Origin of the sequence: uncultured Maribacter sp. (assembly GCF_963977385.1) — a bacterium.
Lineage (GTDB): Bacteria > Bacteroidota > Bacteroidia > Flavobacteriales > Flavobacteriaceae > Maribacter.
In genome coordinates this window covers 1-26,368 of record NZ_CAXBOU010000029.1, presented here as the reverse complement: position 1 = coordinate 26,368, position 26,368 = coordinate 1, and the positions used below count along the sequence as shown (strand labels likewise).

Genomic DNA, 26,368 nt, shown 5'->3' with positions numbered 1-26,368 from the left:
AGATAGACTACAAATCGTTTATCATTTTCTTTAATTTCTCTTTAGACTCTCCTGTCTTCTCTTGTATTCTACCTAATAGTTCATCAGATTTACCTTCAGCATACTTAAGGTCGTCATCTGTAAGGTCAGCATATTTTTGTTTAAGCTTACCTTTTGCTATGTTCCATTTTCCTTTAAACTGTTCTTCGTTCATGATAACTTATTTTAAGATTATAAAGCTAAGTTAGTATCGATATGTAAAAGAAATCTTAATATTAAATCCATATTATGGATAGCGTTCACAATCCTTTTAATGCAGTTAATTCTCAGTGTTTATTGTTAAAATAATTTTAAAATTTAAGTGTGTTTAACGCTTTGAAATCTTTGTAATCAAGCTCACTCAACAGTCGATTTTAAAATTCTACTCATTTTAATAAAAGTAATTGTCGTCAAGAATCTAGATTTGACAATAGAATTGAATGAAACATTTTCAATAAATAGAATTCAAGGTCTAATTTTCCACAATCATTGTTGATAACTTGCTATACCCCAATTACTAGAAACGCCATATTTCATGGGGTATTCCGTATATTTGTAAGATTGCAAAATTTGAAGTAAAACAACCTTAATTTTATGAGCGAAGAAGCAAATAAGAAAAATTATTCAGCAGATAGTATTCAGGCCCTAGAGGGTATGGAGCATGTACGTATGCGTCCATCCATGTATATAGGTGATGTTGGGGTGCGTGGTTTGCACCATTTGGTATATGAAGTAGTAGATAACTCTATAGATGAAGCAATGGGCGGCCATTGTGATACAATCAGTGTTGTTATTAATGAAGATAACTCTATAACCACAAAAGATAACGGTAGGGGTATTCCGGTAGACCTGCATAAAAAAGAAGGTGTCTCCGCATTACAGGTGGTAATGACCAAAATTGGAGCAGGTGGTAAGTTCGATAAAGATTCTTATAAAGTTTCTGGTGGTCTACACGGAGTAGGGGTATCTTGTGTTAATGCATTGTCGGATCATTTAACGGCTACGGTTTATAGAGAAGGTGTTGTTTGGCAACAAGAATATTCAAGGGGAAAGGCTCTTTACCCGGTAAAACGAGTAGGAGAAACTACGGAGAGAGGTACAATGGTAACCTTTCATCCAGATGAAACTATTTTCACCCAAACTATTGAGTATAGTTATGAGACTTTAGCAAATAGAATGCGTGAGCTTTCTTTTTTAAATAAAGGTGTGACAATTACTATTACCGATATGCGTCAAAAAGACGATAAAGGTGAATATGTAAATGAAACTTTTTACTCTGATGAAGGACTTAAGGAATTTGTTAAGTTTTTAGACAGTAATCGTGAGTCTTTGATAAAAGATGTCATTTCCATGGAAGGGGAGAAGAACGATATTCCTGTGGAAGTAGCGATGATTTATAATACAAGTTACACTGAGAATTTACATTCTTATGTGAACAATATTAATACCCATGAAGGTGGTACGCATTTATCAGGATTTAGAAGAGGTCTTACCTCTACTCTAAAAAAATATGCCGATGCTTCTGGTATGTTAGATAAATTGAAGTTTGAAATACAAGGGGATGATTTCCGTGAGGGATTAACTGCTATTGTTTCGGTAAAAGTTCAAGAACCTCAGTTCGAAGGTCAGACTAAGACGAAATTAGGTAACCGTGAGGTTTCTGCGGCAGTGAGTCAGGCGGTTTCTGAAATGTTAACCAATTATTTGGAAGAACATCCAGACGATGCCAAGATAATAGTTCAAAAAGTAATCCTTGCAGCGCAAGCAAGACATGCGGCTTCTAAAGCCCGTGAAATGGTGCAACGTAAGAATGTAATGAGCGGTGGTGGTTTACCAGGTAAACTATCAGATTGTTCAGAGCAAGATCCTGAGAAATGCGAAATTTTTCTAGTTGAGGGAGATTCGGCGGGTGGTACGGCCAAAATGGGTCGTGACCGTAATTTTCAGGCTATTTTACCATTAAGAGGTAAAATTCTGAATGTTGAAAAAGCCATGCAGCACAAGGTTTTTGAAAATGAAGAAATAAAAAATATGTACACCGCTTTAGGTGTAACTATAGGTACTGAAGAAGATAGTAAGGCTTTGAATCTTTCTAAATTGAGATATCACAAGGTAGTCATCATGTGTGATGCCGATGTCGATGGTAGTCATATTGAAACTCTTATTTTGACATTTTTCTTCCGCTACATGAGAGAGCTTGTAGAAAGCGGTCATGTTTATATTGCGACTCCGCCATTATACTTGGTGAAAAAGGGTCAGAAAAAGCAATACGCTTGGAGTGATAAAGAGCGAGATGAAATTGCCGATACTTATAGCGGTGGAGTTAGTATTCAGCGGTATAAAGGTCTTGGGGAAATGAATGCTTCGCAATTGTGGGATACTACAATGAATCCTGAATTCCGAACTTTGAGGCAAATTGTTATTGATAACGCTACAGAAACAGATCGTGTTTTCTCTATGCTTATGGGTGATGAGGTTCCGCCAAGACGAGAATTTATTGAGAAGAATGCTGTTTATGCAAACATTGACACATAGAAATTGCTACTTACACAACAAAAACCTGCGCCTACAGCGCAGGTTTTTTAGTTTTAGGTAAAATTTTAAAAATGAAAAATTTACTTACTTGTATTTTTCTTGTTAGTTCTATAGTAGCAACAGCTCAAGCAGATTTTAATAATGTGCTTGCGGCAGGTGTTGACGACGCTGAGCGATTTACCACTTCTTATATGGAGCCACTCTCAGAAAGTGTGGTTTACAGTATTTCAACGGGATGGTATAATACTGCGGATGCAAAACCTTTAGGAGGGTTTGAAATTTCAATTATTGGTAACATAACTGGTTTTAAAAATAAATCAAATAAAAAAACATTTATCCTAGACCCTAATGATTATCAAAATCTTGATTTTGTAGAAAATCCTGGTGTGGCAAGAGAGGTTTCAACTGCTTTAGGAGATATAGAAGGTACGGAAGTGTTTGTAGAAAGTCAAGTTGCTGGTTTAACGGTTAGAGAAACGTTTGATTTGCCATCTGGATTGTCAGGAGAGGGTGTAGATTTTGTTCCTTCAGGTTATGTTCAGGGGAGTGTTGGTCTTATAAAAGGAACAGAAATTAAAGCAAGGTTTCTTCCTAAAATGAAGTATGAAGATGCTTCTATTGGTTTAATTGGTTTCGGTTTACAACACGACTTTACTAAATTATTGCCTGCAGATAAAATTTTACCGGTAGCCATTTCTGCTATAATAGGGTATACTAGTATTTCTGGAGATTATGATTTAAGCAATGCTAAGTTAATAGAAGGTGAAAATCAACGAATTGAAGCCAAGATAAATAGTTGGGCATTTGGTGGAGTAGTGTCTACTAAACTACCAATTATAAATTTTTATGGAGGTGTAAATTATATCTCTGGTAAATCTGTGACCGATGTTTTAGGAACATATCGAGTAACTAGTGGTCCTTTTGCTTCAGAAACATATACGGATCCATTTACTATTACTAAAAAGGTAAGTGGTGTTACGGGAACAATAGGGACCAAACTTAAATTAGGGTTCTTTAGATTAAATGCAGAATATAGTTTAGGTGAATTTAATACGGCCACGGTTGGTGTTAATTTCGGATTTAGGTAAATGAAGCTAACTTATAATAGGTTATTCTTTAGAGGATAGAATAAGAATAAAGAAAGTCTGATAAGCTTGTAAACAAGCTTATCAGACTTTTATTTTGTTAGGGTGGTGGTGTTATGCTTTTTTAATTATACGTAAAGATTATGAACACCGCATTACATGAAGAGAATAAGTGTAGCCGAATCAATTTAAATCAAATTGGTGTAAATAAAAAAGACTGCCCAGATTACTCCGGACAGACTTTTTCCCATGGCCCTGTTAAAATCGTTTATTCCCTGAATGCCATTGTGGCACCATCTTTTTTCTTAAGGAATGAAGCATCCTCTAAGTTTTGAATGGTTATATAATTGCTGGGTTTGCCGTCAAGACCTCTATACTCTATAGTATATATGTCGCCTTGTTTGGACCAATTGAAATCTGTTTTTAAAGTAATAGTAGTACCGTCAATTTCGTGATACCTTCCCAGGTATACATCATTGAATATCCATTCGCTACGAACGGTTTGCTTAGATGAATTTTCTGTAGTAATGATTTTTGATTGTGACCATATCCCAATAATGGGATCATTGTTCTGTTCTACCCTAGAACAATTGGCTAGGAAAACTATGGCACATATGGCCACCAAAGAGAGGAACTTCTTAGTCATAAGTAGGTTAATTTATTTTTGGATTTGGGATCCACAGTAATTAACGTGACGAACTTCTGGTTATTATTAATATTCGATGTATGGTAACTAATTTTCGATATCTTCGTTGAAGCGCATTTATTTTTAACACCTCATGCATTTTATCGATATTTTTAAGGGCGTGAGGTAATAATTAAATGAGTTGCTGTAGACGGGTTTTTATCAATAAATACCTATTTTTGGATTAGAAATTCAATAAACATAAGGTGGGTAACCCATTTTATAAATAATAATTCATAAAATACATATACATGAAAGTTACAGTAGTTGGTGCAGGCGCAGTAGGTGCTAGTTGTGCAGAATACATTGCCATTAAAGATTTCGCATCTGAGGTAGTTATTTTGGACATTAAGGAAGGTTATGCTGAAGGAAAAGCGATGGACTTGATGCAAACAGCATCTTTGAATGGTTTTGATACTAAGATAACAGGTAGTACAAATGATTACTCTAAAACTGCCAATAGTCACGTTGCTGTTATTACTTCTGGTATTCCAAGAAAACCGGGTATGACAAGAGAAGAATTGATTGGTATTAATGCAGGTATTGTAAAAACGGTTTCAAGCAATCTTTTAGAGCATTCACCAAATGTTATTATTATAGTAGTTAGTAATCCTATGGATACTATGACGTATTTAGTGCATAAAACTACTGGTATACCTAAAAATAGAATTATAGGTATGGGTGGTGCTTTAGATAGCGCAAGATTTAAATACCGTTTAGCAGAAGCTATGGAAGCTCCAATTTCAGATATCGATGGTATGGTGATAGGTGGTCATAGTGATACAGGTATGGTTCCATTAACTTCTCATGCTACAAGAAATAGTATACGTGTTTCTGAATTTTTATCAGAAGATAGATTACAACAAGTTGCAGACGATACCAAAGTTGGTGGTGCAACTTTAACGAAATTGTTAGGTACAAGTGCATGGTACGCTCCTGGTGCTGCAGTGTCTTCCATGGTTCAGGCAATAGCATGTGATCAGAAAAAGATGTTTCCATGTTCTACCATGTTAGATGGTGAATACGGTTTAAAAGATATTTGTATCGGTGTTCCTGTTATTTTAGGAAAAGATGGAATCGAGCGAATTATCGATATACCATTAAGTAATGCTGAAAAAGCTAAAATGAAAGAGAGTGCTGAGGGTGTTACTAAAACCAACGGACTTTTAGAGTTGTAATTTAAATACTCATAAGCATAAAAGAAAACCTTTATAGTTCAACTATAAAGGTTTTCTTTTTATAAGAAGATAGGCTTCAGGAATATATATTGTAAAAAATAGACTACCTAGTATAATCTTTCTTTTTATATTTGCCGCATGAGTGCAAAATGGTGCGTAAGTACTTTAATTATTATTCTAGCCTTATTTGGGCTAAGTCAAGAGCAAACAAAAGCTTCTAATCAGCAAATTTTATTAAAATTTACAGATGTAGAATTAGCTTCGGAAAGCGCTCATGATGAAATTTTGACAGCAATTACCAAAAGACTAAAAGTCTTAGGAGTTGATGCTATTGAAATCATAGAAAATGACGGGAGACAAGTAAGTATACGTTATTATAGTGAAGTTGATGCAAGTAGCGTTAAAGAATTTCTTTCTCAAGAAAATCAATTGTCATTAACTTATAAAGATGATATTCCTTTTGATTTCCCAAAAGAACAGCTTCCTGAAAAGTATAATCTAACAGTATCGGACCTGCATCAGCAATCTGATAATGGATTGAATTTAAATGGAAATCTTGTTTTAATTCAAAAGCAAGATTATAAAAGATTTTCTAATCCAATAATTCTACAGTTTACTAGTGCAATAGTTTTTAAACAGGATGCTATTGTAAATTTAGCCTTTAAAATCAATAGAAATATTGCGATTGCAATAGATAACTCTTCACGAACAATTCCAGAAGTTAGGGCAGGACCTTCTGCTTTTGGGAATAGCTAATTTCAATTAAAAATATCAATAAGTAACGTAATTACTTTGCATAAAAGTAGATTGCTTTAGATGTTTAAATTTTACAGAATCTTAATCAACATAAACTAAATATATTATTAAAATGCAAAACAAAGGACTTATAAAGCTTTTTGCTTTATTATTTGGGTTAGTTAGTATCTACCAGCTATCCTATACTTTCATAACAAGTAAAGTAGAAAAAGAGGCGAATGTCTTTGCTGCAAGCCGTATATCGGAAGATGAAGATGGCTATGTAGCACAAAGAGAAATTGTAGCTGCAAACTACTTAGACTCTATTGGTGCCAACACTATTTTGGGTTACACCAATTATCATGAAGCCAAAAATAAAGAACTAAATAAAGGTTTAGACCTTAAAGGTGGTATCAACGTTACGTTACAGATATCTATTAAGGATATCCTTAAAGGTTTGGCTAACAATACAAAAAGCCCAGTTTTTAATAAAGCCTTGGCTGACGCAGATGTTGCTTCTAAAAGTAGTGATGACACGTATATCGATTTGTTTTTTGAAGCTTTCGATAATATTAAAGGAGAGGCTAAATTAGCTTCACCAGATATTTTCGCTAATAAAGGTCTTAGTGATGAAATCAATTTTCAAATGTCAGATGATGAGGTTAAGCCTATCATCAGAAGAAAAATTGATGAATCTATCGTTTCTGCTTTTGAAGTATTAAGAGAGCGTATAGATGGTTTTGGTGTAACACAACCAAACATTCAAAGAGAGGGAAATTCTGGACGTATCTTGGTTGAATTACCAGGAGCTAGAGATATTGCTCGTGCACAAGATTTATTATCAAGTACTGCTCAATTAGAGTTTTGGGAAACATATAAGCAAAGCAATACAAGCTTTAGTACATTCCTAATTCAAGCAAATGAAAAATTAAAGGATATTGTTGAGGTTGAAAGACCTGAGCAAATTAAAGAAGAATCGGAATTAGATTCTTTATTATCTGATGTATCTGCAGATTCTTTGGATTTAGCTACTCAAGTAAATCCATTATACGAATTATTGATTCCTGCTAACCCAGGAAGTAACGCAATGTTTCGTGCTGCAATTAAGGATACGGCAACTATTGGTTCTTACTTAAGAATGCCAGAAATTAGAAGGTTATTACCAGCTGATATTCAATTCACGAAATTTGTATGGGAGAGACCTTCTTCTGAAGATGTTGAAGTAATCGATTTATATGCATTAAAATCTAACCGTGATGGTACGCCAAGAATTAGTGGTGATGTGGTTAGTGATGCTCGTGCTGATTTTGATCAGTTCAGTAAGCCTGCTGTTTCTATGACCATGAATACTAAAGGTGCTAAAGAATGGGAGAAATTAACGGGTGATGCTTATACGAATCAAACAGGTATTGCAATTGTTTTAGATAATAAGGTATATACAGCTCCAGGTGTTTCTTCTGGTCCAATTTCAGGTGGTCGTTCAGAAATCACAGGTAATTTTACGGTAAACGAAACAAAAGATATTTCGAATGTTCTTAGAGCTGGTAAACTTCCTGCTTCTGCAGAAATTATTCAATCAGAAATTGTTGGTCCTTCATTAGGTCAAGAAGCTATTGATAGTGGTTTTATGTCATTCTTAATTGCTTTTGTAATTGTTCTTTTATGGATGATTGCTTATTATGGTAAAGCAGGTGTATTTGCTGATATTGCTTTAATGTTGAACATCTTATTGATATTTGGTGTCTTAACTAGTTTAAATGCGGTGTTAACATTACCTGGTATTGCTGGTATCGTTTTAACTCTTGGTATGTCGGTTGATGCCAACGTACTGATCTTTGAGCGTATTAAAGAAGAATTAGCAAAAGGTAAAGGAAAAAGTCAAGCTGTAGCTGACGGTTTTGGTAATGCACTATCTTCTATTTTAGACGCGAACATTACTACTGGTTTAACTGCAATTATCTTGTTCATTTTTGGTTCAGGACCAATAAAAGGTTTCGCAACTACATTATTAATAGGTATTATAACATCTCTATTTACCGCAATATTCATCACTCGTTTATTAATTGACTGGTATATTGGAGGAAAAGGTAAAAGTTTAGATTTCTCTACGGGTATTACTAAAAACCTTTTTAAAGGAATCAATGTCGACTTCTTAAAGAAAAGAAAGATAGCTTATGTAATATCTGGAATTTTAATAGCAGTTGGTTTATTCTCATTATTGGCGGGCCCAGGTTTACAAAAAGGTGTAGATTTCATAGGTGGACGTTCGTATACTGTACGTTTTGAACATCCTGTTAATCCTTCTGAAATAACATCAGAATTGAATACTGTATTTGGTAGTGGAACAAATGTGAAAACATACGGAGAGTCTAACCAAGTAAAAATTACAACTCCTTATAAAGTAGATGTAGAAGGTATTGAAGTTGATACTGAAATTCAAGATAAACTATATACTTCGCTTCAAAAGTACTTGCCAGATGGTTTTAGTAAAGAGGCTTTTAAACTAGGAGGTGTAGATGAAGAAGCAGTTGGTATTATGGCATCGGTTAAGGTTGGACCAACAATTGCAGATGATATTCAGAAAAATGCATTCTTGGCAATTTTAGGTTCATTGCTTGTAGTATTCCTTTATATCTTATTAAGATTTAGAAGATGGCAATTCTCATTGGGTGCTGTAACTGCAGTATTCCATGATGTATTGATTGTACTTGGTGTATTCTCAATATTCGGTAAACTAATGCCTTTTAGCATGGAAATTGATCAAGCATTTATAGCAGCGATTCTTACCGTAATTGGGTACTCGTTGAATGATACCGTGGTTGTGTTTGACCGTATTCGTGAGACATTGGCAGAACGTGGCTGGAAAGGCGGTACTAACATCAACTATGCTATAAACAGTACATTAAGTAGAACGTTAAATACTTCTTTAACTACCTTGGTAGTATTATTGGCTATCTTCATATTTGGTGGAGAGTCATTAAGAGGGTTTATGTTTGCAATGATCGTTGGTGTGGTTGTAGGTACATACTCATCTGTATTTATTGCAACTCCTGTAATGTTTGATGCATTAAGTAAGAAGATTACTTCTGGTAAAGAAGAATAAAAAAGTAAACTAACTCAATTCTAAAAATCGCTATCTCAAAAGGATAGCGATTTTTTTATGCGGTAGTGCTATGGCCAATTGATCCTGTTGGTGTTTTTTCTAAGGTGTAAACAGTCTTAGGTTCTAAATATGGTTCTCTTCTGTGTGACACAAAAATAATAGCTGTATTGGTTTCTTTGGCAATCTTATTGACCAAAGCGACAAGTAATGCTGCAGAAGTATCATCCATTCCTGTAGTAGGCTCATCAAGGATTAGTAAAGGTGGATGTTTAACCATAGCCCTTGCTGTCATTACCAATCGTTGTTTACCTGTTGATAATGTATTGAAATAGGTATCTTTTATATCATGAAGATTTAAGAGCAGCAACCATTGTTTGATTAACCTTTTTTGGACTTCAGTAGGTATGGTGTAAAGTCCTACCGAGTCGTTTAGTCCAGATATCAACATATGCTCTACGGAGTGTCTTCCTTTAAATTTATTCGTCATGGTAGGTGAATAGTAACCTACCTTCCTTTTAATATCCCAAACACTTTCGCCACTTCCTTTCTTATTTCCAAAGAGATATATTTCTTGCCCAAAGGCTTTCGGATTATCTCCTATAATCATAGATAGAATAGTGGATTTTCCGCTGCCATTTGTTCCTGATAATTGCCAAAAATCACTTTTATTGATAGTCCAGCTGATATCATTTAAAACCTTTTTATCTCCATAGGAAATACTCACATTTTTAAATTTTATTAAGGGTGAGTCAAAGTTTTCGAAAGTCTCTAATGGTTTAGGGATGCTAACGTCACTAAATGCATATGTCGAATTACTTCTTTCTATAATTACGTTGTTAATTACAGAAAAAGTAGTATTGTTAAGTCTGCCATAATTGGTAGTAAAAGAAAGAGTATCAGATTTACGACTGGCTATTTGAAGAAATGAGATGGATTTTGAGCTTTCATGAAGTATAATTTTTAATTCTTCTTGAAAAGAGGTATCTAAATTATCAAAAGGATTGTCTAATATGATATAGTCTGGTTTCTCTTTGAGCAAATAATAAAGCAATGCTTTCTTTTGTTCTCCGCTAGACATCGTTTCTAAAGATTGACCTTCTGAGCTAATTATTTTTTGATCATGTTTATCTTCTTCATCAATAAGGTTTTCTAATGTGAATGGGGAGAATAATCTACCCACTTTATTGTTGAATTCTTGAAGTTCAATAGGGATTTTTCCTTTTTGAAAATCTTTGATGAACTCTTTTTTCTTTGAGTTGTTGTCTATGTAAATTACCCAATGATTCATTTATGTATTCTAAAAATATGAACAGGATTCTCTTTATAAGTTGTGCTAAAATCTAAATACAATCCGTTTTTTAAGGCTGTTTTTTTTGACGGAATGTTATCTACATGAATTATAGATATTAAACTGTCTGCCCATTTATTTTCAAAGGCTACCAATTTACATTTTTCAGCCGCTTCAAAGGCGTAGCCCTGTCGCCAGTATTCAGGTAGAATAGAATAGCCGATTTCTAACTCTTCTTTACCATCTACGGTTTGTACCAATAGACCTGCAAGGCCAATGAGTCTATTGGTTTGCTTACAAAAGAGTGCGTTCATACCGCCAGATTTCTCATTATAACGTTCGAAAATTCTTGAAAACTGTTCTTCGCATGCCGTAATTGGGTTACCGGAAAGACCAGACCAATATTGACTGCTAAGAGGTTCTTGGTGAAAAGGAAGCCAATCATTAAAATCAGTGGAGTTCAACTTCTTGTAAAGAAGACGTTCTGACTCTTTGTTAAACAATAGATAATCTGGCATCGTATTCTTTTTAATAAATGCTAGAACGTATTTAGATTAGTTTCTATTGAAAGTAATGTTATCGCCAATACTAATTCCCCACTCTTCTGCTAAACCTCCATTAATTTCTAGTACATATTTTATAGGAACGAGCGACGATAAGCCTGATTCGTTTAAAGGTTGCGCATTTTCTTGCATGCTAGCAATGGTCATGTCCTCTTTAATATATATTATATCTAAGGCAAACTCAGTGTTCTTCATGTAAAAAGAATGCACAGCTTCATCAGGAAAAATAAAAAGCATGCCCTGATTCTTTTCCATACTCTTTCTATACATTAATCCCGTTTGTGTTTCGTAATCAGTTTCTGCAAATTCTATATTTAACCTAGTTCGTAAGCTATCGGTAGAATTTACATAAATAGATAAATCACCTTCATGAGAGAATTCTATCTGTTGTGTTAATATGGTTTTTTTGGCTTCTTCTTTACAAGAAATTATGACCAGAGAAAATACTAGTATTGAAACCCAATTTTTAAACTTAAAATTAATCATTAAGCAGTTTTTGTTTTTCTAAACATGAAGTATAATCCTATTAGAATAAAAGGAATGCTCAACCATTGACCTGTTGATAAAACACCTAAAGACTCTTCGAACCCTCCTTGACTTTTCTTTACGAATTCCACAAAAAAGCGTACTGTCCAAAGTAGCACAAAAAATAGGCCGAACAAGTAACCAGGTTTGTTCTTTTTATCGGTTTTCCAATATAAAAAGTAAAGTAGAATGAATATTAAAATATAACATACTCCTTCATATAATTGGGCTGGGTGGCGATATGGTATTTCTGCCAAGTACTCAGAAAATTGTGGATTATTCTCTAAAGCAGTATAAGCGGCATTCAATGTTTTCTCTTGAGTGATACCTAAAACTTTTGACGGGTGAAGGTCATCGGTATCTCTAATAAATTTGGTAGCGAATATGAAGTTTTCATCTACGATTTTACCGTTGATTTCAGAATTAAAAAAGTTTCCTAAACGAACACAGAAGCTACCAATTGCAACTGGAATAACCATTCTATCAAATATCCATAGCATTCTGAACTCTGGATATTTTCTCGTATATAAGTACGTGCCTACAATAATACCAAGAGTTGCTCCGTGACTGGCTAAACCTGTGAAACCAGTAAATTCATATCCATTAATCAGCCCAAATAATAAACTGCCTGAATCACTTTCTCTAATAGGTAAAAGAATTTCTAGTAAATGGTTTGAATAATAAGCCCAATCATAGAATATGACATGACCCAACCTAGCACCTAACATGGTTCCTAATACGGTATATATAAAAAGAGAATCTAATTGTTCTATAGATTTTTTTTCATTGGCGAAAATTCTTTTCATAATAAACCAACCTAAAGCGAAGGCGGTTATCCAAAGTAAATTATAGTACTTAATTTGTATGAATCCTATATTGAAAAGTGTTTCGTTCGGATTCCAAGTAATACCCAAGAAATGCATGTGTTATATTTTGAAAGGCTAAGATAATAAATAGCAAACAGACAAACCGATTTTGTAATACAGAGTTGGGTTAAAAATTAATCGTTTTTAGATAGATTAAGGTTACAAGAATTTACGGTTTCAAGGTACGGGGTCATAGCCTTTGCCACCCCATGGGTTACAGCTGAATATGCGCTTAGTGGCTAACCATCCACCTTTAAATAAACCGTGTTTTTTTAAAGCTTCTAAAGTGTATTGAGAACAAGTAGGGGAGTACCTGCATGTGGCAGGTGTGTAGGGAGATATGGCCAATTGGTAAAATCGAACCAACAGTACAAAAGGGGCAATCAGAATTTTTTTTATAGAAATGTTCAAAACAGTAAATTAATACTACAAATTTACTATAAAACTGGTAACCCTCTATAAAGAACAAGTCCGTATGTTTTTAATACGAACTTATTATTCATTAATTGTATTCTTAATTAGGCTCCAACTCTTATAGGTTCAAGATTTTCTGCTTCTTTTTCAGAATATAATCTTGACTTAATTAAAAATCGTATACCTAAAGGAATTTCTAACGAAAAGCTAGAGCCTATACCTGGTACGGCATCAATGGTCAATTGTGTATGTTTCCAATATTCAAATTGGTCTTTAGACATATGAAAATCACAACCTTCTATATTGCCTAGCCAGACATCATTATCATCAAGCATTAATTCACCTTTGGTAAAACACATGGGGGATGAGCCATCACAACAGCCGCCACTTTGATGAAACATGAGCTCGCCATGTGTCTCTTTTAATTGAGCAATTATCGCTGCTGCTTTTTCGGTTACTAATACTCGTTTAGTTTTCATTATTCTTTCCTTTTAAAAGAAGCCCATTGCTTTTTTGTCATAAGATATTAGCATATTTTTAGTTTGACGGTAATGAGATAACATCATTTTGTGGTTTTCTCTGCCAATACCAGACTTTTTATATCCGCCGAAAGGTGCATGTGCAGGATAAAGATGATAACAGTTGACCCAAACTCTGCCAGATTTTATGGCTCTTGATATCTGGTAAGCTTGGTGAGTATCTCTAGTCCAAACACCAGCGCCTAAACCATATAACGTATCGTTTGCAATTTCAATGGCTTCAGTTTCATCTTTAAAAGTAGTCACACAAAGTACAGGTCCGAATATTTCTTCTTGAAATACGCGCATTTTGTTATTGCCCTTTAAAATGGTTGGTTGAATGTAGTAACCACCTTCTAAACCTTCATTGTATGCTTGCTCGCCACCAGTAAGCACTTCACAACCTTCTTCTTTTCCGATTTGAATGTAACTTAATATTTTTTCAAACTGATCATTAGAAGCTTGAGCACCCATCATTGTATTAGGGTCTAATGGATGTCCTATTCTTATGGCTTTGGTGCGTTCAATTACACGCGCTATAAACTTATCATATATATTTTCTTGAACTAATAACCTTGATGGACAAGTACAGACTTCGCCTTGGTTCAATGCAAACATGTTAGCTCCTTCAAGACATTTATCGAAGAATTCATCATCAGCATCCATAATACTCTCGAAGAAAATATTTGGAGATTTACCACCAAGTTCTAAAGTCACGGGCGTTATGTTTTTAGATGCATATTGCATAATTAATTGACCAGTGGTAGTTTCACCGGTGAAAGCAATTTTATCTATTCTTGGGCTAGATGCTAAGGGTTTACCTGCTTCTGCACCAAAACCATTGACAACATTTAGAACACCAGCAGGTAAAATATCTTGAATTAATTCCATTAGAATAAGAATTCCTACAGGTGTTTGTTCAGCTGGTTTAAGAATAACACAGTTGCCCGCAGCTAATGCTGGTGCCAATTTCCAGGTTGCCATTAAAATTGGAAAATTCCAAGGAATTATTTGACCAACTACACCTAGTGGTTCAGTGACATTCAAGGCTACCGTGTTAGAGTCTAGTTCACTTACCGAACCTTCCTCTGCTCTTATGACGCCTGCAAAATATCTAAAATGGTCAACAGCTAGAGGTAGATCTGCTGCTCTAGTTTCTCGTATTGCTTTACCATTATCCCATGTTTCAGCTCTCGCTAATACTTCTAAATTTTGCTCCATTTTATCGGCAATTTTCAAAAGCATATTGCTTCGTTCTGTCGCAGAAGAAAGATTCCATGATTTAGCTGCATCCCATGCGGCATCGATTGCCATCTCAATATCTTCGGCAGTAGATCTAGGAATTTTAGTAAACGGCTTACCGTCTACAGGTGAAATGTTATCGAAATAGGCACCTTTGGATGGTGCTACCCATTTGCCGCCAATAAAATTTTCATATTGGTTTTTGAATTTCGGCTTTTGAAGAATATCCTTCTCTACGGTTGCTGTTGTACTCATAGTATATGATTTAAGTTAATATTGATATTTCATTCTCGTACCGGAATCAACCATACGATTTTCTAAATTTACTTTTCATATTCTAAATATATCTGACGCATTCTACGAATAACATGAACAATCCTACCATATATTGATTTTATGATTATTTTATGTATAAATTTTTGTAAATTTCTTAATCATTAGAATTTATAATGTGATACAGTTATCCGAAAATTTTTTAAAGGGAAGACGATTAGAGACCTTGGTTGAAAACCAAACCTCTTATGTTATGAATAATGCAGCCATGCATGTTTTTGAGACACATGAGCAAGCTAAAAGTGTATTGTTGAAATTTGAACAACCTGTTTTAGCCAGTATGATTCAAGGAAAAAAGATTATGCATTTAAGGGATTATGAATCGTTTGATTTTTTACCCGGAGAGTCATTGGTCTTGCCGGCTAATGAAAGTATGTGTATCGATTTCCCTGAGGCGATGGCAAAGAACCCTACTAGGTGTTTGGCAATGGCAATTTCTGAAGACAAAATAAATAATGTGCTTCAATTTATGAATGAGAATATGCCTAAGGATAATGACGAGGTTTGGGGTATCATGGACTATAATTTTCACTTTGTAAATGACAGAGGCATATACCAAATTATTCAGCGCCTTTTGTTTTTATTTTCTGAAGACCACCCGTCTAAAGACTTATTTGTAGATAATATGTTGCATGAGTTGATTATTAGAATTTTACAAACGAACGAACGAAAGATATATAGTAACGCTACACTTTCTATTAAAAGTGAAAGTAGATTAACTGAGGTAATAAGATATATTAGGGACAATGTACATAAATCGCTTAACGTAGAGCAGTTGAGTAAAATTGCTTGTATGAGTATGTCTAATTTTTATAGAACTTTTAAGTCTGAGTTAGGTATTTCACCAATTGAGTTCATTAATAATGAACGGATAAAATTAGCTGTTGGCTTATTGCAGGATCCTAAACGTAGTATTAAAGACGTATACCTAGATTGCGGTTTTGAGAGCAGGTCTTACTTTAATAGAGTTTTCAAAACAAGGCAAAACTTAGCACCTGGTGAATACCAGTCTAAAATAAAAAAATCTAGATTTTTAGATTGAAATTATAGGCTATAGGTGGTACCTTCTTTACCATCTTTAAGTTGAATGCCTAATTCATCTAATTGATCGCGAATTTTATCTGAAGTAGCAAAATCTTTATTTTCCCGTGCAGCTTTACGCAATTCAATTAAAAGCTCAACCACACCACTTAGTTTTTCAGAATCCGCATCTGAACTACTCTTGTTTTCAAGGCCTAAAACATCAAATGCAAAATTATGCAATGTAGTCTCAAGCTCTATTTTGTCTTCTATGGTTATAGATTCGGTACCCTCTTTTATTAGATTAATATGTTTAACGGCATCGAATAATTTTGCTATTAATATGGGTGTATTAAAATCATCGTTCATGGCAGCATAGCATGAAGATTTCCAATCAGCAATATTAAAATTCGTTGATTTACCGGTGTTTAATGATTTTAATGAATTTATCGCTTCCATTAATTTATTGAAGCCTTTTTCAGAAGCTAAAAGTGCTTCGTTACTTATATCTAAAATACTGGTGTAGTGTGCCTGCATCATAAAGAAACGCACCATCGATGGAGAGAATGGTTTGCTTAGTATTTTATTTTCTCCAGAAAAAATTTCACCAGGTAGAATACTGTTTCCTGTAGATTTAGCCATTTTTCTACCGTTAAGCGTCAACATATTGGTATGTAACCAATAATTCACCGGACTTTTACCGTTACAGGCTTCAGCCTGGGCTATTTCACATTCGTGATGTGGAAATTTTAAGTCCATACCACCACCATGAATATCAAATGTTTCTCCTAAATATTTAGTGCTCATTGCTGTACACTCTAAATGCCAACCTGGGAATCCATCGCCCCAAGGTGACGGCCATCTCATTATGTGCTGTGGTTCCGCTTTTTTCCAAAGAGCGAAATCTTGCGGATTATGTTTGTCATCTTGTGCTGCAAGATCACGTGTGTTGGCAATCATATCTTCTAGCTTACGCCCGCTAAGTTTGCCGTATTCGTGTTCTTTGTTAAATTTAGCTACATCAAAATATACAGAACCATTAGTTTCATAGGCAAAACCTTTTTTAAGAATATCCTTAATAATTTCAATTTGCTCTATTATGTGACCAGTAGCTGTAGGTTCAATACTAGGGGGTAAGAAATTGAATTTCTCTAAAATATTATGAAAGTCGACAGTGTAACGTTGTACGACTTCCATCGGTTCCAATTTTTCTAATCTAGCCTTTTTTGCAATTTTATCTTCGCCATCTTCAGCATCATCTACTAAATGGCCTGCATCAGTAATATTTCTAACATACCGTACTTTATAGCCTAAGTGCTTGAAATATCTGAAAATCATATCGAAGGACATGAAAGTTCTACAGTTACCTAAATGTACATTACTATATACAGTTGGCCCACAAACATACATGCCAATATGGCCTTCGTTTATTGGTTTGAAAACTTCTTTTTTACCCGTTAAGGAATTGTATACTCTGATTTCTTGATTTTCGTACAATTGCATGAAGCTATATGCTATTAAAAATGGGTATCTAGGTTTAAGTAATTCAAAAACTCACGGCGTACTAATTCTTCTTTGAATTTACCACCGTATTCAGCGGTAACTGTACTACTATCGATATCGCGAATTCCTCTTGAGTTTACACATAGGTGTTTTGCGTCAATAACACAGGCGACATCTTCCGTTCCTAAGGCTTTTTGTAACTCTCTTACAATTTGGATATTCAGTCTTTCTTGAACCTGTGGACGTTTAGCGTAATAATCGACAATTCTGTTCATTTTAGAAAGTCCTACTACGGTACCGTTAGAGATATAAGCAACATGAGCACGACCAACAATCGGTAACAAGTGATGTTCGCAAGTAGAGTAAAGTGTAATGTTTTTTTCAACCAACATTTCACCATACTTGTACTTATTATCGAAAGTGGAAGCTTTTGGTTTTTTGTTAGGATGTAAACCGCTAAATATTTCGTTTACATACATTTTAGCAACCCGGTTTGGAGTTCCTTTTAAACTATCATCGCTTAAATCTAAACCTAGCGTAAGCATAATATCACGAACATTTTCACGTATACGCTCAATCTTTTCTGCATCGTCTAGAACAAAAGCGTCTTTACGTAATGGGGTATCTTCTGAAGTGGAAATATGATCGTTTCCTAATTCATCAAATTGATTTTCCAATGTATCCTCAATTTTCATTTTTACAAACTTTTACAAGGGGCAAAGATATACAATATGTGCCACTTTATAACTAAATACGGGCATTACACAACATAAATTAGACATAACGTTAAGGTCTCGTTAATTTTAAAATTCCAAATTTTACTCCCTTATGGCCAAGTATGGTATAACCATTCTTCTTTTTAATTTATTTGGTATGCTAGCTTGTTTCTCACAAGTGTCACCAGATTGTATTAATGCTATTCCTATTTGTAATAATACTCCAATTAATGCAGGTACAAATGGATATGGTGTAGATGATTTTAATGGAGCTTCTGTTTCAGGGTGTATTACTCAAGCAACGGGTACAGTTGAAACCAACTCTGCTTGGTATCGATTTAGAACAGGAGAAAGTGGTCAGTTAGGTTTTAACATAGGTTTTGATTCCAATGAAGATTGGGATTTCGCTTTATATAAAACTAATGACTGTGGAGATTTGGGCGATCCAGTACGATGTAATTATTTTGATAACTCAGACGATAGTATTTATGTAGGTGTTGGGGAAGACCCTACCGGAGCTGATAATATTCAGTATGAAGATTGGTTAGAAGTTGCACAAAATGAAGATTATTATTTATTGATTAATAATTATAGTAATAGTAATTCAGGATTTTCGATTCAATTCTCAGGAAATATTTTTGTAGAATTTCCAAATTCAGCGTTAGATTGTAGTATAGTTGATAATTTATTGGGACCACCAATAATTGCTTGTGATAATGAAAATGTAGTTTTAGATGCTACCACTTCAGATGCTATAGATTATGAATGGTATCTAGATATAGGTGCAGGGTATCAACGTATATCTGGCGAAAACAATGCAGAATTAAATGTGGCAATATCTGCTATGTATAGGGTATTGGTGGTTCGGTCATCTGGAAACAATTTAATAAGTGAAACACAAGTGGCATATGCCCCTTCACCAATTACCTATGCGTTAGCTGAAGTAACGGCTTGTTTAGATGGTATGGCTATCGATTTAAACCAGAAAGATTCAGAGGCATTAGGGGGTCAGAGTCCTTTAGAGTTTCTTGTTACCTATCATGCCTCACTTGAAGAAGCAGTGAATGCTAGAAATGCCTTATCAAAGGAGTACATTCCTTCACAAACATTTCAGACTATTTATGTTCGTACAACATCCATAGAAAATAGTAGTTGTTTTGATGTATCGGAATCTTTTGATATTATAGGTATGGAATTACCTTTTTTAGATTTCGAAACCAGTGTATTTATATGTGGCGATGCGCCTGTAGTTACAATAGGGCAAAGAATACGAGATTCCAATTATTCATATGACTGGAGTTCAGGTCAAACTACTTCGCTTATAACAGTTGCAGAAGAAGGTGTTTATACCTTGTCTGTAACTATCATGGTTGGTGCTTTGCAATGTATTTCTACTCGTTCAGTTTCAGTTTTTTTCTCTAATCCACCAGTTATTACTGATGTAACCATTGAATATGAAGATGATGCATCGAATATTATCTCCGTTATTTTGGAAGAAAAGGGTGATTTTGAATATCAATTAGATAATCAAGAATCTCAAAATAGTTCAATTTTTTATGATTTATTCCCTGGAGAACACACTATTACTGTAATAGACCCGAATGGTTGTGGTGTAGATTTCAAGGAGATTGTAATTGTGGGTTTTCCTAAGTTTTTCACACCAAACGCAGATGGTGTAAATGATGAATGGAAGGTTGACGGGCTTTCAGTTTTAGACAATCCTGTAATCACAATCTATGACCGATACGGAAAATTACTATATCAATTAAATGAAGACTCTAGTGGTTGGAACGGTTCTTTTGAAGGTGCATTATTACCAGAATCCGATTATTGGTTCAAGTTGTCATATACCAATACTTTAGGGCAAAATACCAATGCCGTATATATTAACAATCATTTTACCTTAAAACGTTAAACTCCATTCTAGGTGCCTAAAAAGTGCATTTTATCGATTAAACACCATAATATTCGACGAAAGATACTAAAGTTTAGCATGTGTAGTTATAATATACGTTACCAATACTAATAGCCATATTATTTATGAGAACACTTCTATGTTCTATATGTTGTTTGTTTCTTTTCTATTGGAATATAACTGCTCAAAATTCAGCCGATTGTAGAACGGCAATTCCTGTATGTGCCGATCAACCTATTATGGGAATTGCTGGCGGTACTGGCGATGTTGATGATTTTGATCCAGAAGTTATTCGACAAACAGGATGTTTGGAAAAAGGTAGTCTAGTTTCTGCCAATATTGAATTTAATACATCATGGTTCGTTTTTAGGGCAGGTACTGGTGGTCAAGTTGGCTTTGATATTGAAGCTTTAGTGTCATCAGGAACGTTGCCAACTGCAGAATGGGATTTTGCTGTTTATGGTCCTGATGTCGATTGTGCAGATATTAGTAATGGTACTGCAGAACCGATACGATGCAATTATGAAGTCAATGATACTAATTTTACAGGCCTTGGTGTAAATCCTGATGATGGACAACAAGGTGCAGCCTCTTTAACTGGTAGTCAGAATACGTATGATGAATATCTAGATGTATTGCCAGGTGAAATATATTATATTCTAATTAATAATTTTGCAGATAATTTCACAGGAGACCCTGAACCTTTTATGCTAACCTTTACGGGAAGTTCTGTAAGTGCTGATCAGAATACTGCTTTAGACTGTACGCTTCGAGATGAATTTTTAGGATTGGATATTATAGCCTGTGAAGGTGATGATGATATTACCATAAGCGCATTGAACTCGCCTGCAGGTGCTGATATTGCAAATGTTGCCTGGACCGTTGATTATGAAGATGATGGTGTCGTAGACGATACGCTTACGGGGTCTGGAGATTTTGGTGCCGAATTAGTAGTAGTGAGCCCAAACTCTGGTCGTTATTTCGCAACAATTACTACTATATCTGGAACGCCACCAACTGTAAGTGACGATAGTGGCGTATTAATTACATTTTTTGGCACACCTATATTAGATAGAGTAGAAACATTAGATACTAATCTATCAATTGATCCTGACCAGAATAATATTGAATTTTTTGTTGAGGGCGATGGGGAGTATGAATATGCCATAAATGGTGGAGAGTTTCAAGATGATGCTGTATTTATGAATGTACCTCCTGGACTTAATACTGTAATTATAAATGATAAAAACGGTTGTGGTATTACCGACCCGTTAGAATTTCTTGTGGTAGGGTATCCTAAGTTTTTCACTCCCAATGGAGATGGTATTAATGATGCTTGGAATATTCAAGGTATAGAAACCTTAACCAATCCTGTTGTATTTGTTTTCGACAGATATGGTAAGCTTTTAAAGCAACTAGGAGCAACCAGTGGTTGGGATGGTACTTACAACGGCCAGCAGATGCCATCTACAGATTATTGGTTTCGATTTGAATATGGTGAAATAGAGGAGGGGTTATTAGTAGCCAAAACTCGAAAAACACATTTTTCATTAAAGAGATAAAAAAAATGGGAGCAAATTTGCTCCCATTTTTTTTATATTTAGTAATAAACTTAATTAGAAGTTTATCGTGTAACTTAACGTTGCATTGGTGTTGATTCTATTAATAATTGCTGGTGTTGTAATACCGGTATCAAATAATCGTTCGCTAACATCTTGTTGCGAATGGCTTAAGGCGAAATCTAATCTACTACCTCCAAAATTGTAACCAATACCACCAGAAATAGCATTTAAATCTCCTATTGTGTTGCCATTGGTATAAGGACTTTGTTCAAAACGATATCCAGCTCTTAAACTAACTTGTTCAATTTTGTATTCTCCACCTAATCGAAATGTAGATACCGTGCCTAGGTCATTAGAAATCTGATTGTTAACGGTTTGAAAACTTGGGTCACTAGTAGGTCGTAATTCCGCATTTGAAAAATCTTGATAACCGTAGTCAAAACTTAAAAGTCCGTCTTTACCAAAAACTACAGCTAAACTACCTGTTAATTTACTTGGGGTTTTAACGGTGTAAGATTCAAAAAGATTTACAACATTAAAATCAATGAAATTAATCTCATCATCAGCCAAGTCAGAATTAATGCGTTGAGAAAAATCATCTTCTAATCGATACCATGTTGGGGACTGGTAACTACCGCCCAAACGTACAAATTCATTTAGTTTGGCTATTGCCCCTAAGCTAAACGAAAACCCATTACCTTCTGTCTGTAAATAGTTATCGAAAGTTGTTCTCTGTATTTCTGAAGTAGGATCATATCCGTTTTCGGTAAACTGATCATATTTTGTATACATCACATTGTGAAAATTTAATGAAGCACCCATATATATGTTTTCTTTAAACTGAGAGCCCATATTCAAAGTAAACTTGCTATTGTAGCCGGTAGTTCTTCTTAAAAACTCTTGATTTACAGAATTGTAAATTGTATTGCTAATGTAATCGGTGTTATTATCATCTTCTGAAATAGGATCAAGAATTCCTCCGTAGTATCCTAAAAATGTCTGCTGTTCTTTATAGCCTTGATTAGAGCCGATGTCTAAATAAGCTTCTTCTATATATTCACCGTCTTGGCGTAATATAGAACCGTAAGGTGTGCCTTGTGCAAAATTTAAAAAGTAGTTGTCAATACCCTGGGTACTATTTCCGGAAACATAGTATTCATTATCGAAATTATTAACTAGATCATAATTGAACGCCAAAGTAAATTTCTTCCAATCTGAATTTGAATCGGTATTTTTAAAAACAAATGCGGCACCAATCTGATTTAAATCTAAGTTATTACTCTTAGTGTCGGTACTATTGCCAAAATAGCTAGATTTATTGTTGGTGTTGTAGGTTGACCCAGAAATCGTGAATAAACTATTATTAAAAACGGCTGACCCTGCAGGGTTTACATTTAAAGAGGATAAATCGCCACCTAATGCTCCAAAAGCTCCGCCCAAGGCTTGAAAACGAGCAGTTCCTTGAAGATTTTCGGTGCTATAACGTAAGGCTTCATTAATATTCTGAGCACTACCAATTGCGCATGTAGCCATTATTATGAAAGTTAAATATTTTTTCATAGCAATATTTTGAATTTTAAAAAATTATTGAATTTAGTTATTTCTACCACTACTTCTACTAGATGACGAAGAACCGGAAGATCTAGAAGATCCACTGCTTGAGCTTCTTGCTGACGATCCAGAACTTCTAGAGCTACTACTGCCTGAACTTCTGTATGATCCGCTAGAATTACTTCTAGAGCTATTGCCAGAGCTTCGGTAAGACCCGCTACTTGAACTTCTTGAGGATTTACCGGTTGAATAACTGTTTCCGCTTCTTGAGCTGCTATTACCTGAGCTTCTGTACGTCGAAGTTCTTGGAACCGCGACCCTACTGCTGGATCTTGCAGTGCCTGAAGAATTCGGACTTGAAGAATATCTACTAGAGCTTCTTGAAGATGTGCTATATCTAGGTGTAGCTCTTGTGCTTCTACTAGTTCTGTAGGCTCTGTTCTGGTCAACCCCAATAGTTCTTCTGCTTGTTGTGTTACCTGAATAAGTTCTAGCGCTACGTGTGTTTGAAGAACTTCGAGCTGTAGCTGTTCTTGAATCGGTACTTCTATACCTTGGAGAGTCTCCTCTTGTATTTACATTTGACCTGCCTCTTAAAGCATTAGTTGTAGCTCCGTTATTTAATGTTGTTCTATTGTAGTTGCCACGTCTTGAGTTATTGTAAGCATAACTTCTATTGGTATGACCGTAATTTCGGTTGTAGTTTCTGTTGCCATAGCCGTACCCGTATCCATAACCGTAGTAAGAATTGTTCCATCCGAAGCCAAAACCTGCATAGCCATATCCAAATCCTCCATATCCCCAATTATTCCATCGGTTCCATCTCCAAGGATTGTTCCAGCCATAGCCATATCCATTATAACCGCCATATCCCCAATTGTTCCAACCCCAAACAGGATTTGCCCATCCGTAAAGTCCACCGTATCCATAACTATTCCATCCATTGTCATAAATGTTGATACTTACGTTCGAGTTATTATCTCCCCACCCACCATAACCTTGGTAGTCGTTTTCAGTTGAATAATAATCAGTCAGTTGATCTTGTGGTATGGTTTCATCTACATTATTGCTCGAGTAAGAGTCGACATCTGTAAAAATTTCACTATCTAATATTTCATCATATTGATTTGCTTTTTCTCCAAAATAATCTGAATACGTGTCCATTTCAGGATTGTTCTGCTGATATTGTCGTTGTTCTGGTCTTTTCTCTACTGTTGTAGGGGTGTTGTCAGAATATATACCATCATTATCATAATAAGATGATTGTTGGTAAGAACCACAGGAGGCTATTACTAAGCCAAGGGTTACCAACATTGTTATATTGCGGAGTCTGTTGTGGGGTATAGAATATATCATCGGATAAAAATTATATTGTTGAACATATTAAAAATAACTAGTTTTACGGAGTTATTGTATAATAATAATCACAAAATTTGTGCCAAAGTCTAGATAATGAGTAAAAATTTGACTAAGAGAAGTGAGGATTATTCCAAATGGTATAATGAATTAGTAGTTAAGGCAGATTTGGCCGAGAACTCTGGTGTTAGAGGTTGTATGGTCATAAAACCATATGGTTACGGCATCTGGGAGAAAATGCAGGCCGGCTTGGATAAAATGTTCAAGGAAACAGGCCACGAGAATGCATATTTTCCGTTATTCATTCCAAAATCATATTTCACAAAGGAGGCTAGCCATGTCGAAGGTTTCGCAAAAGAATGTGCGGTTGTTACCCATTACAGATTAAAGAATGCTGAGGATGGCAGTGGAATCATTGTTGATCCCGATGCTAAATTAGAAGAAGAGCTTATTGTAAGACCAACTTCTGAAACCATTATTTGGGATACCTATAGAAAGTGGATACAGTCGTATAGAGATTTGCCTTTATTGATAAATCAATGGGCCAATGTTGTACGCTGGGAAATGAGAACAAGATTATTCTTAAGAACATCAGAGTTTTTATGGCAAGAAGGCCATACTGCCCATGCTACTGAAAAAGAAGCAATAGCAGAGGCAAAACAAATGATGAATGTGTATGCCGATTTTGCAGAAAATCATATGGCAGTTCCAGTAATTAAGGGGACAAAAACAGAAAGCGAGCGATTTGCAGGTGCGATTGAAACATATTGTATTGAAGCTTTAATGCAAGATGGTAAAGCACTTCAAGCAGGGACTTCACATTTCTTAGGTCAGAATTTCGCAAAAGCTTTCGACGTTAAGTTTGCGAATAAAGAAGGTGGTAAGGAATATGTTTGGGCAACCTCTTGGGGGGTTTCAACTAGATTGATGGGTGCATTAGTGATGACGCACAGTGATGATAACGGGTTGGTTATACCTCCAAAATTAGCACCTATACAAGTTGTAATTGTTCCCATTTATAAAGGATTAGATCAGCTAGATGAAATTTCAGAGGCAGTATTACCATTGGTAAAAGAATTGAGAGCAAAAGGTATATCGGTGAAATTTGATAATAGGGATACCCACAAGCCTGGATTCAAGTTTAACGAGTATGAATTACGCGGTGTACCAGTTAGGTTGGCTATTGGGCCTAGAGACTTGAAAAATGGCACTTTTGAAGTAGCTAGAAGAGATACTTTGCAGAAAGAAGTAGTTTTAGCGACTGAAGTGGTGGCTAAAATCGAATATCTAATGGTAGATATTCAGAGTAATATGTACCAAAAAGCATTGGATTATAGAGACTCTCATATTACAGAAGTTGATACTTATGACGAATTTAAAAAAGTATTGGATGAAAAAGGCGGATTTATTTCTGCACATTGGGATGGTAGTAAGGAAACCGAAGAACGTGTAAAAAATGAGACTAAAGCTACGATAAGGTGCATTCCTATTGATGCGAAGGAGGAAGAAGGAGTGTGTATGGTAACCGGTAAACCATCTAATAAAAGAGTGTTATTTGCTAAAGCATATTAATTTTTTTAAAAAATAATAATCAGGGGTTGCGATAGTAAAAAATATTTGTATTTTTGCATCCGCAATTGCGCAAAGTATGGTCCGT

At 35.1% G+C, this 26,368-nt stretch carries 22 protein-coding genes; 9 read left to right on the top strand and 13 right to left on the bottom strand.

Translation table 11 applies throughout. The annotated features are described in order from the left end of the window. Positions 1–7 precede the first annotated feature (7 nt). The gene (locus AAC084_RS20580; RefSeq protein ID WP_091622311.1) at positions 8–193 is read right to left on the bottom strand and encodes a CsbD family protein; all 186 of its coding nucleotides are present in this window, start codon (positions 191–193) and stop codon (positions 8–10) included. Positions 194–612: 419 nt separating this feature from the next. On the opposite strand from AAC084_RS20580, the gene gyrB reads away from it, so the two are divergent. Together gyrB and AAC084_RS20570 are read left to right on the top strand one after the other, a co-directional pair. Then, positions 613–2,553: a DNA topoisomerase (ATP-hydrolyzing) subunit B gene (gene gyrB / locus AAC084_RS20575; protein WP_339842176.1), complete on the top strand. Its 1,941-nt coding sequence runs from the start codon at positions 613–615 to the stop codon at positions 2,551–2,553. Positions 2,554–2,624: 71 nt separating this feature from the next. Beyond that, positions 2,625–3,641: a DUF6588 family protein gene (locus tag AAC084_RS20570; RefSeq protein WP_339842175.1), complete on the top strand. Its 1,017-nt coding sequence runs from the start codon at positions 2,625–2,627 to the stop codon at positions 3,639–3,641. 265 nt (positions 3,642–3,906) lie between these two features. Here the strand turns inward: AAC084_RS20570 and AAC084_RS20565 are convergent, their stop codons facing one another. Beyond that, on the bottom strand, positions 3,907–4,284 hold the full coding sequence (locus tag AAC084_RS20565) for a hypothetical protein (RefSeq protein ID WP_339842174.1): 378 nt from the start codon (positions 4,282–4,284) through the stop codon (positions 3,907–3,909). A gap of 290 nt (positions 4,285–4,574) precedes the next feature. On the opposite strand from AAC084_RS20565, the gene AAC084_RS20560 reads away from it, so the two are divergent. The 3 genes from AAC084_RS20560 (at position 4,575) to secDF (ending at position 9,339) form a co-directional block, all read left to right on the top strand. Beyond that, positions 4,575–5,501: a malate dehydrogenase gene (locus AAC084_RS20560; protein ID WP_339842173.1), complete on the top strand. Its 927-nt coding sequence runs from the start codon at positions 4,575–4,577 to the stop codon at positions 5,499–5,501. Between the two features lie 138 nt (positions 5,502–5,639). Further along, positions 5,640–6,257, top strand: coding sequence for a hypothetical protein (locus AAC084_RS20555; RefSeq protein ID WP_339842172.1), 618 nt, complete (start codon positions 5,640–5,642; stop codon positions 6,255–6,257). Positions 6,258–6,369: 112 nt separating this feature from the next. Continuing rightward, the gene (secDF, locus tag AAC084_RS20550) at positions 6,370–9,339 is read left to right on the top strand and encodes a protein translocase subunit SecDF (protein ID WP_339842171.1); all 2,970 of its coding nucleotides are present in this window, start codon (positions 6,370–6,372) and stop codon (positions 9,337–9,339) included. 55 nt (positions 9,340–9,394) lie between these two features. On the opposite strand, the gene AAC084_RS20545 is transcribed toward secDF, so the two are convergent. The 7 genes from AAC084_RS20545 to AAC084_RS20515 all read right to left on the bottom strand — a co-directional run bounded on the left by AAC084_RS20545 (position 9,395) and on the right by AAC084_RS20515 (position 15,010). After that, positions 9,395–10,627 carry an ATP-binding cassette domain-containing protein gene (locus AAC084_RS20545; RefSeq protein ID WP_339842170.1) on the bottom strand — a complete coding sequence of 411 codons (1,233 nt, stop codon included), beginning with the start codon at positions 10,625–10,627 and terminating at the stop codon, positions 9,395–9,397. Further along, entirely contained in the window at positions 10,624–11,145 is a 522-nt protein-coding gene (locus AAC084_RS20540) for a GNAT family N-acetyltransferase (RefSeq protein ID WP_339842169.1), read from the bottom strand. Before AAC084_RS20540 ends, AAC084_RS20545 begins: the two co-directional genes overlap by 4 nt. Before the next feature lie 36 nt (positions 11,146–11,181). Next, positions 11,182–11,676, bottom strand: coding sequence for a DUF192 domain-containing protein (locus AAC084_RS20535; RefSeq protein WP_339842168.1), 495 nt, complete (start codon positions 11,674–11,676; stop codon positions 11,182–11,184). Then, positions 11,676–12,638: a prolipoprotein diacylglyceryl transferase gene (lgt, locus tag AAC084_RS20530; protein ID WP_339842167.1), complete on the bottom strand. Its 963-nt coding sequence runs from the start codon at positions 12,636–12,638 to the stop codon at positions 11,676–11,678. The genes AAC084_RS20535 and lgt overlap by 1 nt, the downstream gene beginning before the upstream one ends. A gap of 120 nt (positions 12,639–12,758) precedes the next feature. Beyond that, positions 12,759–12,980, bottom strand: a complete 222-nt coding sequence (yidD, locus tag AAC084_RS20525; protein ID WP_339652199.1) for a membrane protein insertion efficiency factor YidD — start codon at positions 12,978–12,980, stop codon at positions 12,759–12,761. A gap of 119 nt (positions 12,981–13,099) precedes the next feature. Beyond that, the gene (locus AAC084_RS20520) at positions 13,100–13,474 is read right to left on the bottom strand and encodes a DUF779 domain-containing protein (RefSeq protein WP_339842166.1); all 375 of its coding nucleotides are present in this window, start codon (positions 13,472–13,474) and stop codon (positions 13,100–13,102) included. Between the two features lie 12 nt (positions 13,475–13,486). Beyond that, on the bottom strand, positions 13,487–15,010 hold the full coding sequence (locus AAC084_RS20515) for an aldehyde dehydrogenase family protein (protein ID WP_339842165.1): 1,524 nt from the start codon (positions 15,008–15,010) through the stop codon (positions 13,487–13,489). Between the two features lie 196 nt (positions 15,011–15,206). On the opposite strand from AAC084_RS20515, the gene AAC084_RS20510 reads away from it, so the two are divergent. Next, positions 15,207–16,130, top strand: a complete 924-nt coding sequence (locus AAC084_RS20510; RefSeq protein ID WP_339842164.1) for an AraC family transcriptional regulator — start codon at positions 15,207–15,209, stop codon at positions 16,128–16,130. A 2-nt stretch (positions 16,131–16,132) separates the two neighbouring features. On the opposite strand, the gene cysS is transcribed toward AAC084_RS20510, so the two are convergent. Both cysS and folE read right to left on the bottom strand, forming a co-directional pair. Then, on the bottom strand, positions 16,133–17,611 hold the full coding sequence (gene cysS / locus AAC084_RS20505; RefSeq protein ID WP_339842163.1) for a cysteine--tRNA ligase: 1,479 nt from the start codon (positions 17,609–17,611) through the stop codon (positions 16,133–16,135). A gap of 14 nt (positions 17,612–17,625) precedes the next feature. Next, positions 17,626–18,306: a GTP cyclohydrolase I FolE gene (gene folE / locus AAC084_RS20500; protein WP_339842162.1), complete on the bottom strand. Its 681-nt coding sequence runs from the start codon at positions 18,304–18,306 to the stop codon at positions 17,626–17,628. Positions 18,307–18,439: 133 nt separating this feature from the next. Here folE and AAC084_RS20495 point away from each other — a divergent pair, with 133 nt between their 5' ends. Further along, positions 18,440–20,242 carry a T9SS type B sorting domain-containing protein gene (locus AAC084_RS20495; RefSeq protein WP_339842161.1) on the top strand — a complete coding sequence of 601 codons (1,803 nt, stop codon included), beginning with the start codon at positions 18,440–18,442 and terminating at the stop codon, positions 20,240–20,242. 125 nt (positions 20,243–20,367) lie between these two features. Then, entirely contained in the window at positions 20,368–21,804 is a 1,437-nt protein-coding gene (locus tag AAC084_RS20490) for a T9SS type B sorting domain-containing protein (protein ID WP_339842160.1), read from the top strand. A 54-nt stretch (positions 21,805–21,858) separates the two neighbouring features. Here AAC084_RS20490 and AAC084_RS20485 read toward each other — a convergent pair whose 3' ends face one another. After that, complete coding sequence (locus AAC084_RS20485; RefSeq protein ID WP_339842159.1) at positions 21,859–23,364, bottom strand: outer membrane protein transport protein; 1,506 nt, start codon at positions 23,362–23,364, stop codon at positions 21,859–21,861. A gap of 33 nt (positions 23,365–23,397) precedes the next feature. Continuing rightward, complete coding sequence (locus AAC084_RS20480; RefSeq protein ID WP_339842158.1) at positions 23,398–24,711, bottom strand: hypothetical protein; 1,314 nt, start codon at positions 24,709–24,711, stop codon at positions 23,398–23,400. Positions 24,712–24,807: 96 nt separating this feature from the next. On the opposite strand from AAC084_RS20480, the gene proS reads away from it, so the two are divergent. Further along, on the top strand, positions 24,808–26,283 hold the full coding sequence (gene proS, locus AAC084_RS20475) for a proline--tRNA ligase (protein WP_339842157.1): 1,476 nt from the start codon (positions 24,808–24,810) through the stop codon (positions 26,281–26,283). Positions 26,284–26,368 lie beyond the last annotated feature (85 nt).

Bases quoted from the DNA above. Each gene is read 5' to 3' on its own strand.
- AAC084_RS20580 (WP_091622311.1), bottom strand. From the start codon at position 193: ATGAACGAAGAACAGTTTAAAGGAAAATGGAACATAGCAAAAGGTAAG.
- gyrB (WP_339842176.1), top strand. From the start codon at position 613: ATGAGCGAAGAAGCAAATAAGAAAAATTATTCAGCAGATAGTATTCAG.
- AAC084_RS20570 (WP_339842175.1), top strand. From the start codon at position 2,625: ATGAAAAATTTACTTACTTGTATTTTTCTTGTTAGTTCTATAGTAGCA.
- AAC084_RS20565 (WP_339842174.1), bottom strand. From the start codon at position 4,284: ATGACTAAGAAGTTCCTCTCTTTGGTGGCCATATGTGCCATAGTTTTC.
- AAC084_RS20560 (WP_339842173.1), top strand. From the start codon at position 4,575: ATGAAAGTTACAGTAGTTGGTGCAGGCGCAGTAGGTGCTAGTTGTGCA.
- AAC084_RS20555 (WP_339842172.1), top strand. From the start codon at position 5,640: ATGAGTGCAAAATGGTGCGTAAGTACTTTAATTATTATTCTAGCCTTA.
- secDF (WP_339842171.1), top strand. From the start codon at position 6,370: ATGCAAAACAAAGGACTTATAAAGCTTTTTGCTTTATTATTTGGGTTA.
- AAC084_RS20545 (WP_339842170.1), bottom strand. From the start codon at position 10,627: ATGAATCATTGGGTAATTTACATAGACAACAACTCAAAGAAAAAAGAG.
- AAC084_RS20540 (WP_339842169.1), bottom strand. From the start codon at position 11,145: ATGCCAGATTATCTATTGTTTAACAAAGAGTCAGAACGTCTTCTTTAC.
- AAC084_RS20535 (WP_339842168.1), bottom strand. From the start codon at position 11,676: ATGATTAATTTTAAGTTTAAAAATTGGGTTTCAATACTAGTATTTTCT.
- lgt (WP_339842167.1), bottom strand. From the start codon at position 12,638: ATGCATTTCTTGGGTATTACTTGGAATCCGAACGAAACACTTTTCAAT.
- AAC084_RS20520 (WP_339842166.1), bottom strand. From the start codon at position 13,474: ATGAAAACTAAACGAGTATTAGTAACCGAAAAAGCAGCAGCGATAATT.
- AAC084_RS20515 (WP_339842165.1), bottom strand. From the start codon at position 15,010: ATGAGTACAACAGCAACCGTAGAGAAGGATATTCTTCAAAAGCCGAAA.
- cysS (WP_339842163.1), bottom strand. From the start codon at position 17,611: ATGCAATTGTACGAAAATCAAGAAATCAGAGTATACAATTCCTTAACG.
- folE (WP_339842162.1), bottom strand. From the start codon at position 18,306: ATGAAAATTGAGGATACATTGGAAAATCAATTTGATGAATTAGGAAAC.
- AAC084_RS20495 (WP_339842161.1), top strand. From the start codon at position 18,440: ATGGCCAAGTATGGTATAACCATTCTTCTTTTTAATTTATTTGGTATG.
- AAC084_RS20490 (WP_339842160.1), top strand. From the start codon at position 20,368: ATGAGAACACTTCTATGTTCTATATGTTGTTTGTTTCTTTTCTATTGG.
- AAC084_RS20485 (WP_339842159.1), bottom strand. From the start codon at position 23,364: ATGAAAAAATATTTAACTTTCATAATAATGGCTACATGCGCAATTGGT.
- AAC084_RS20480 (WP_339842158.1), bottom strand. From the start codon at position 24,711: ATGATATATTCTATACCCCACAACAGACTCCGCAATATAACAATGTTG.
- proS (WP_339842157.1), top strand. From the start codon at position 24,808: ATGAGTAAAAATTTGACTAAGAGAAGTGAGGATTATTCCAAATGGTAT.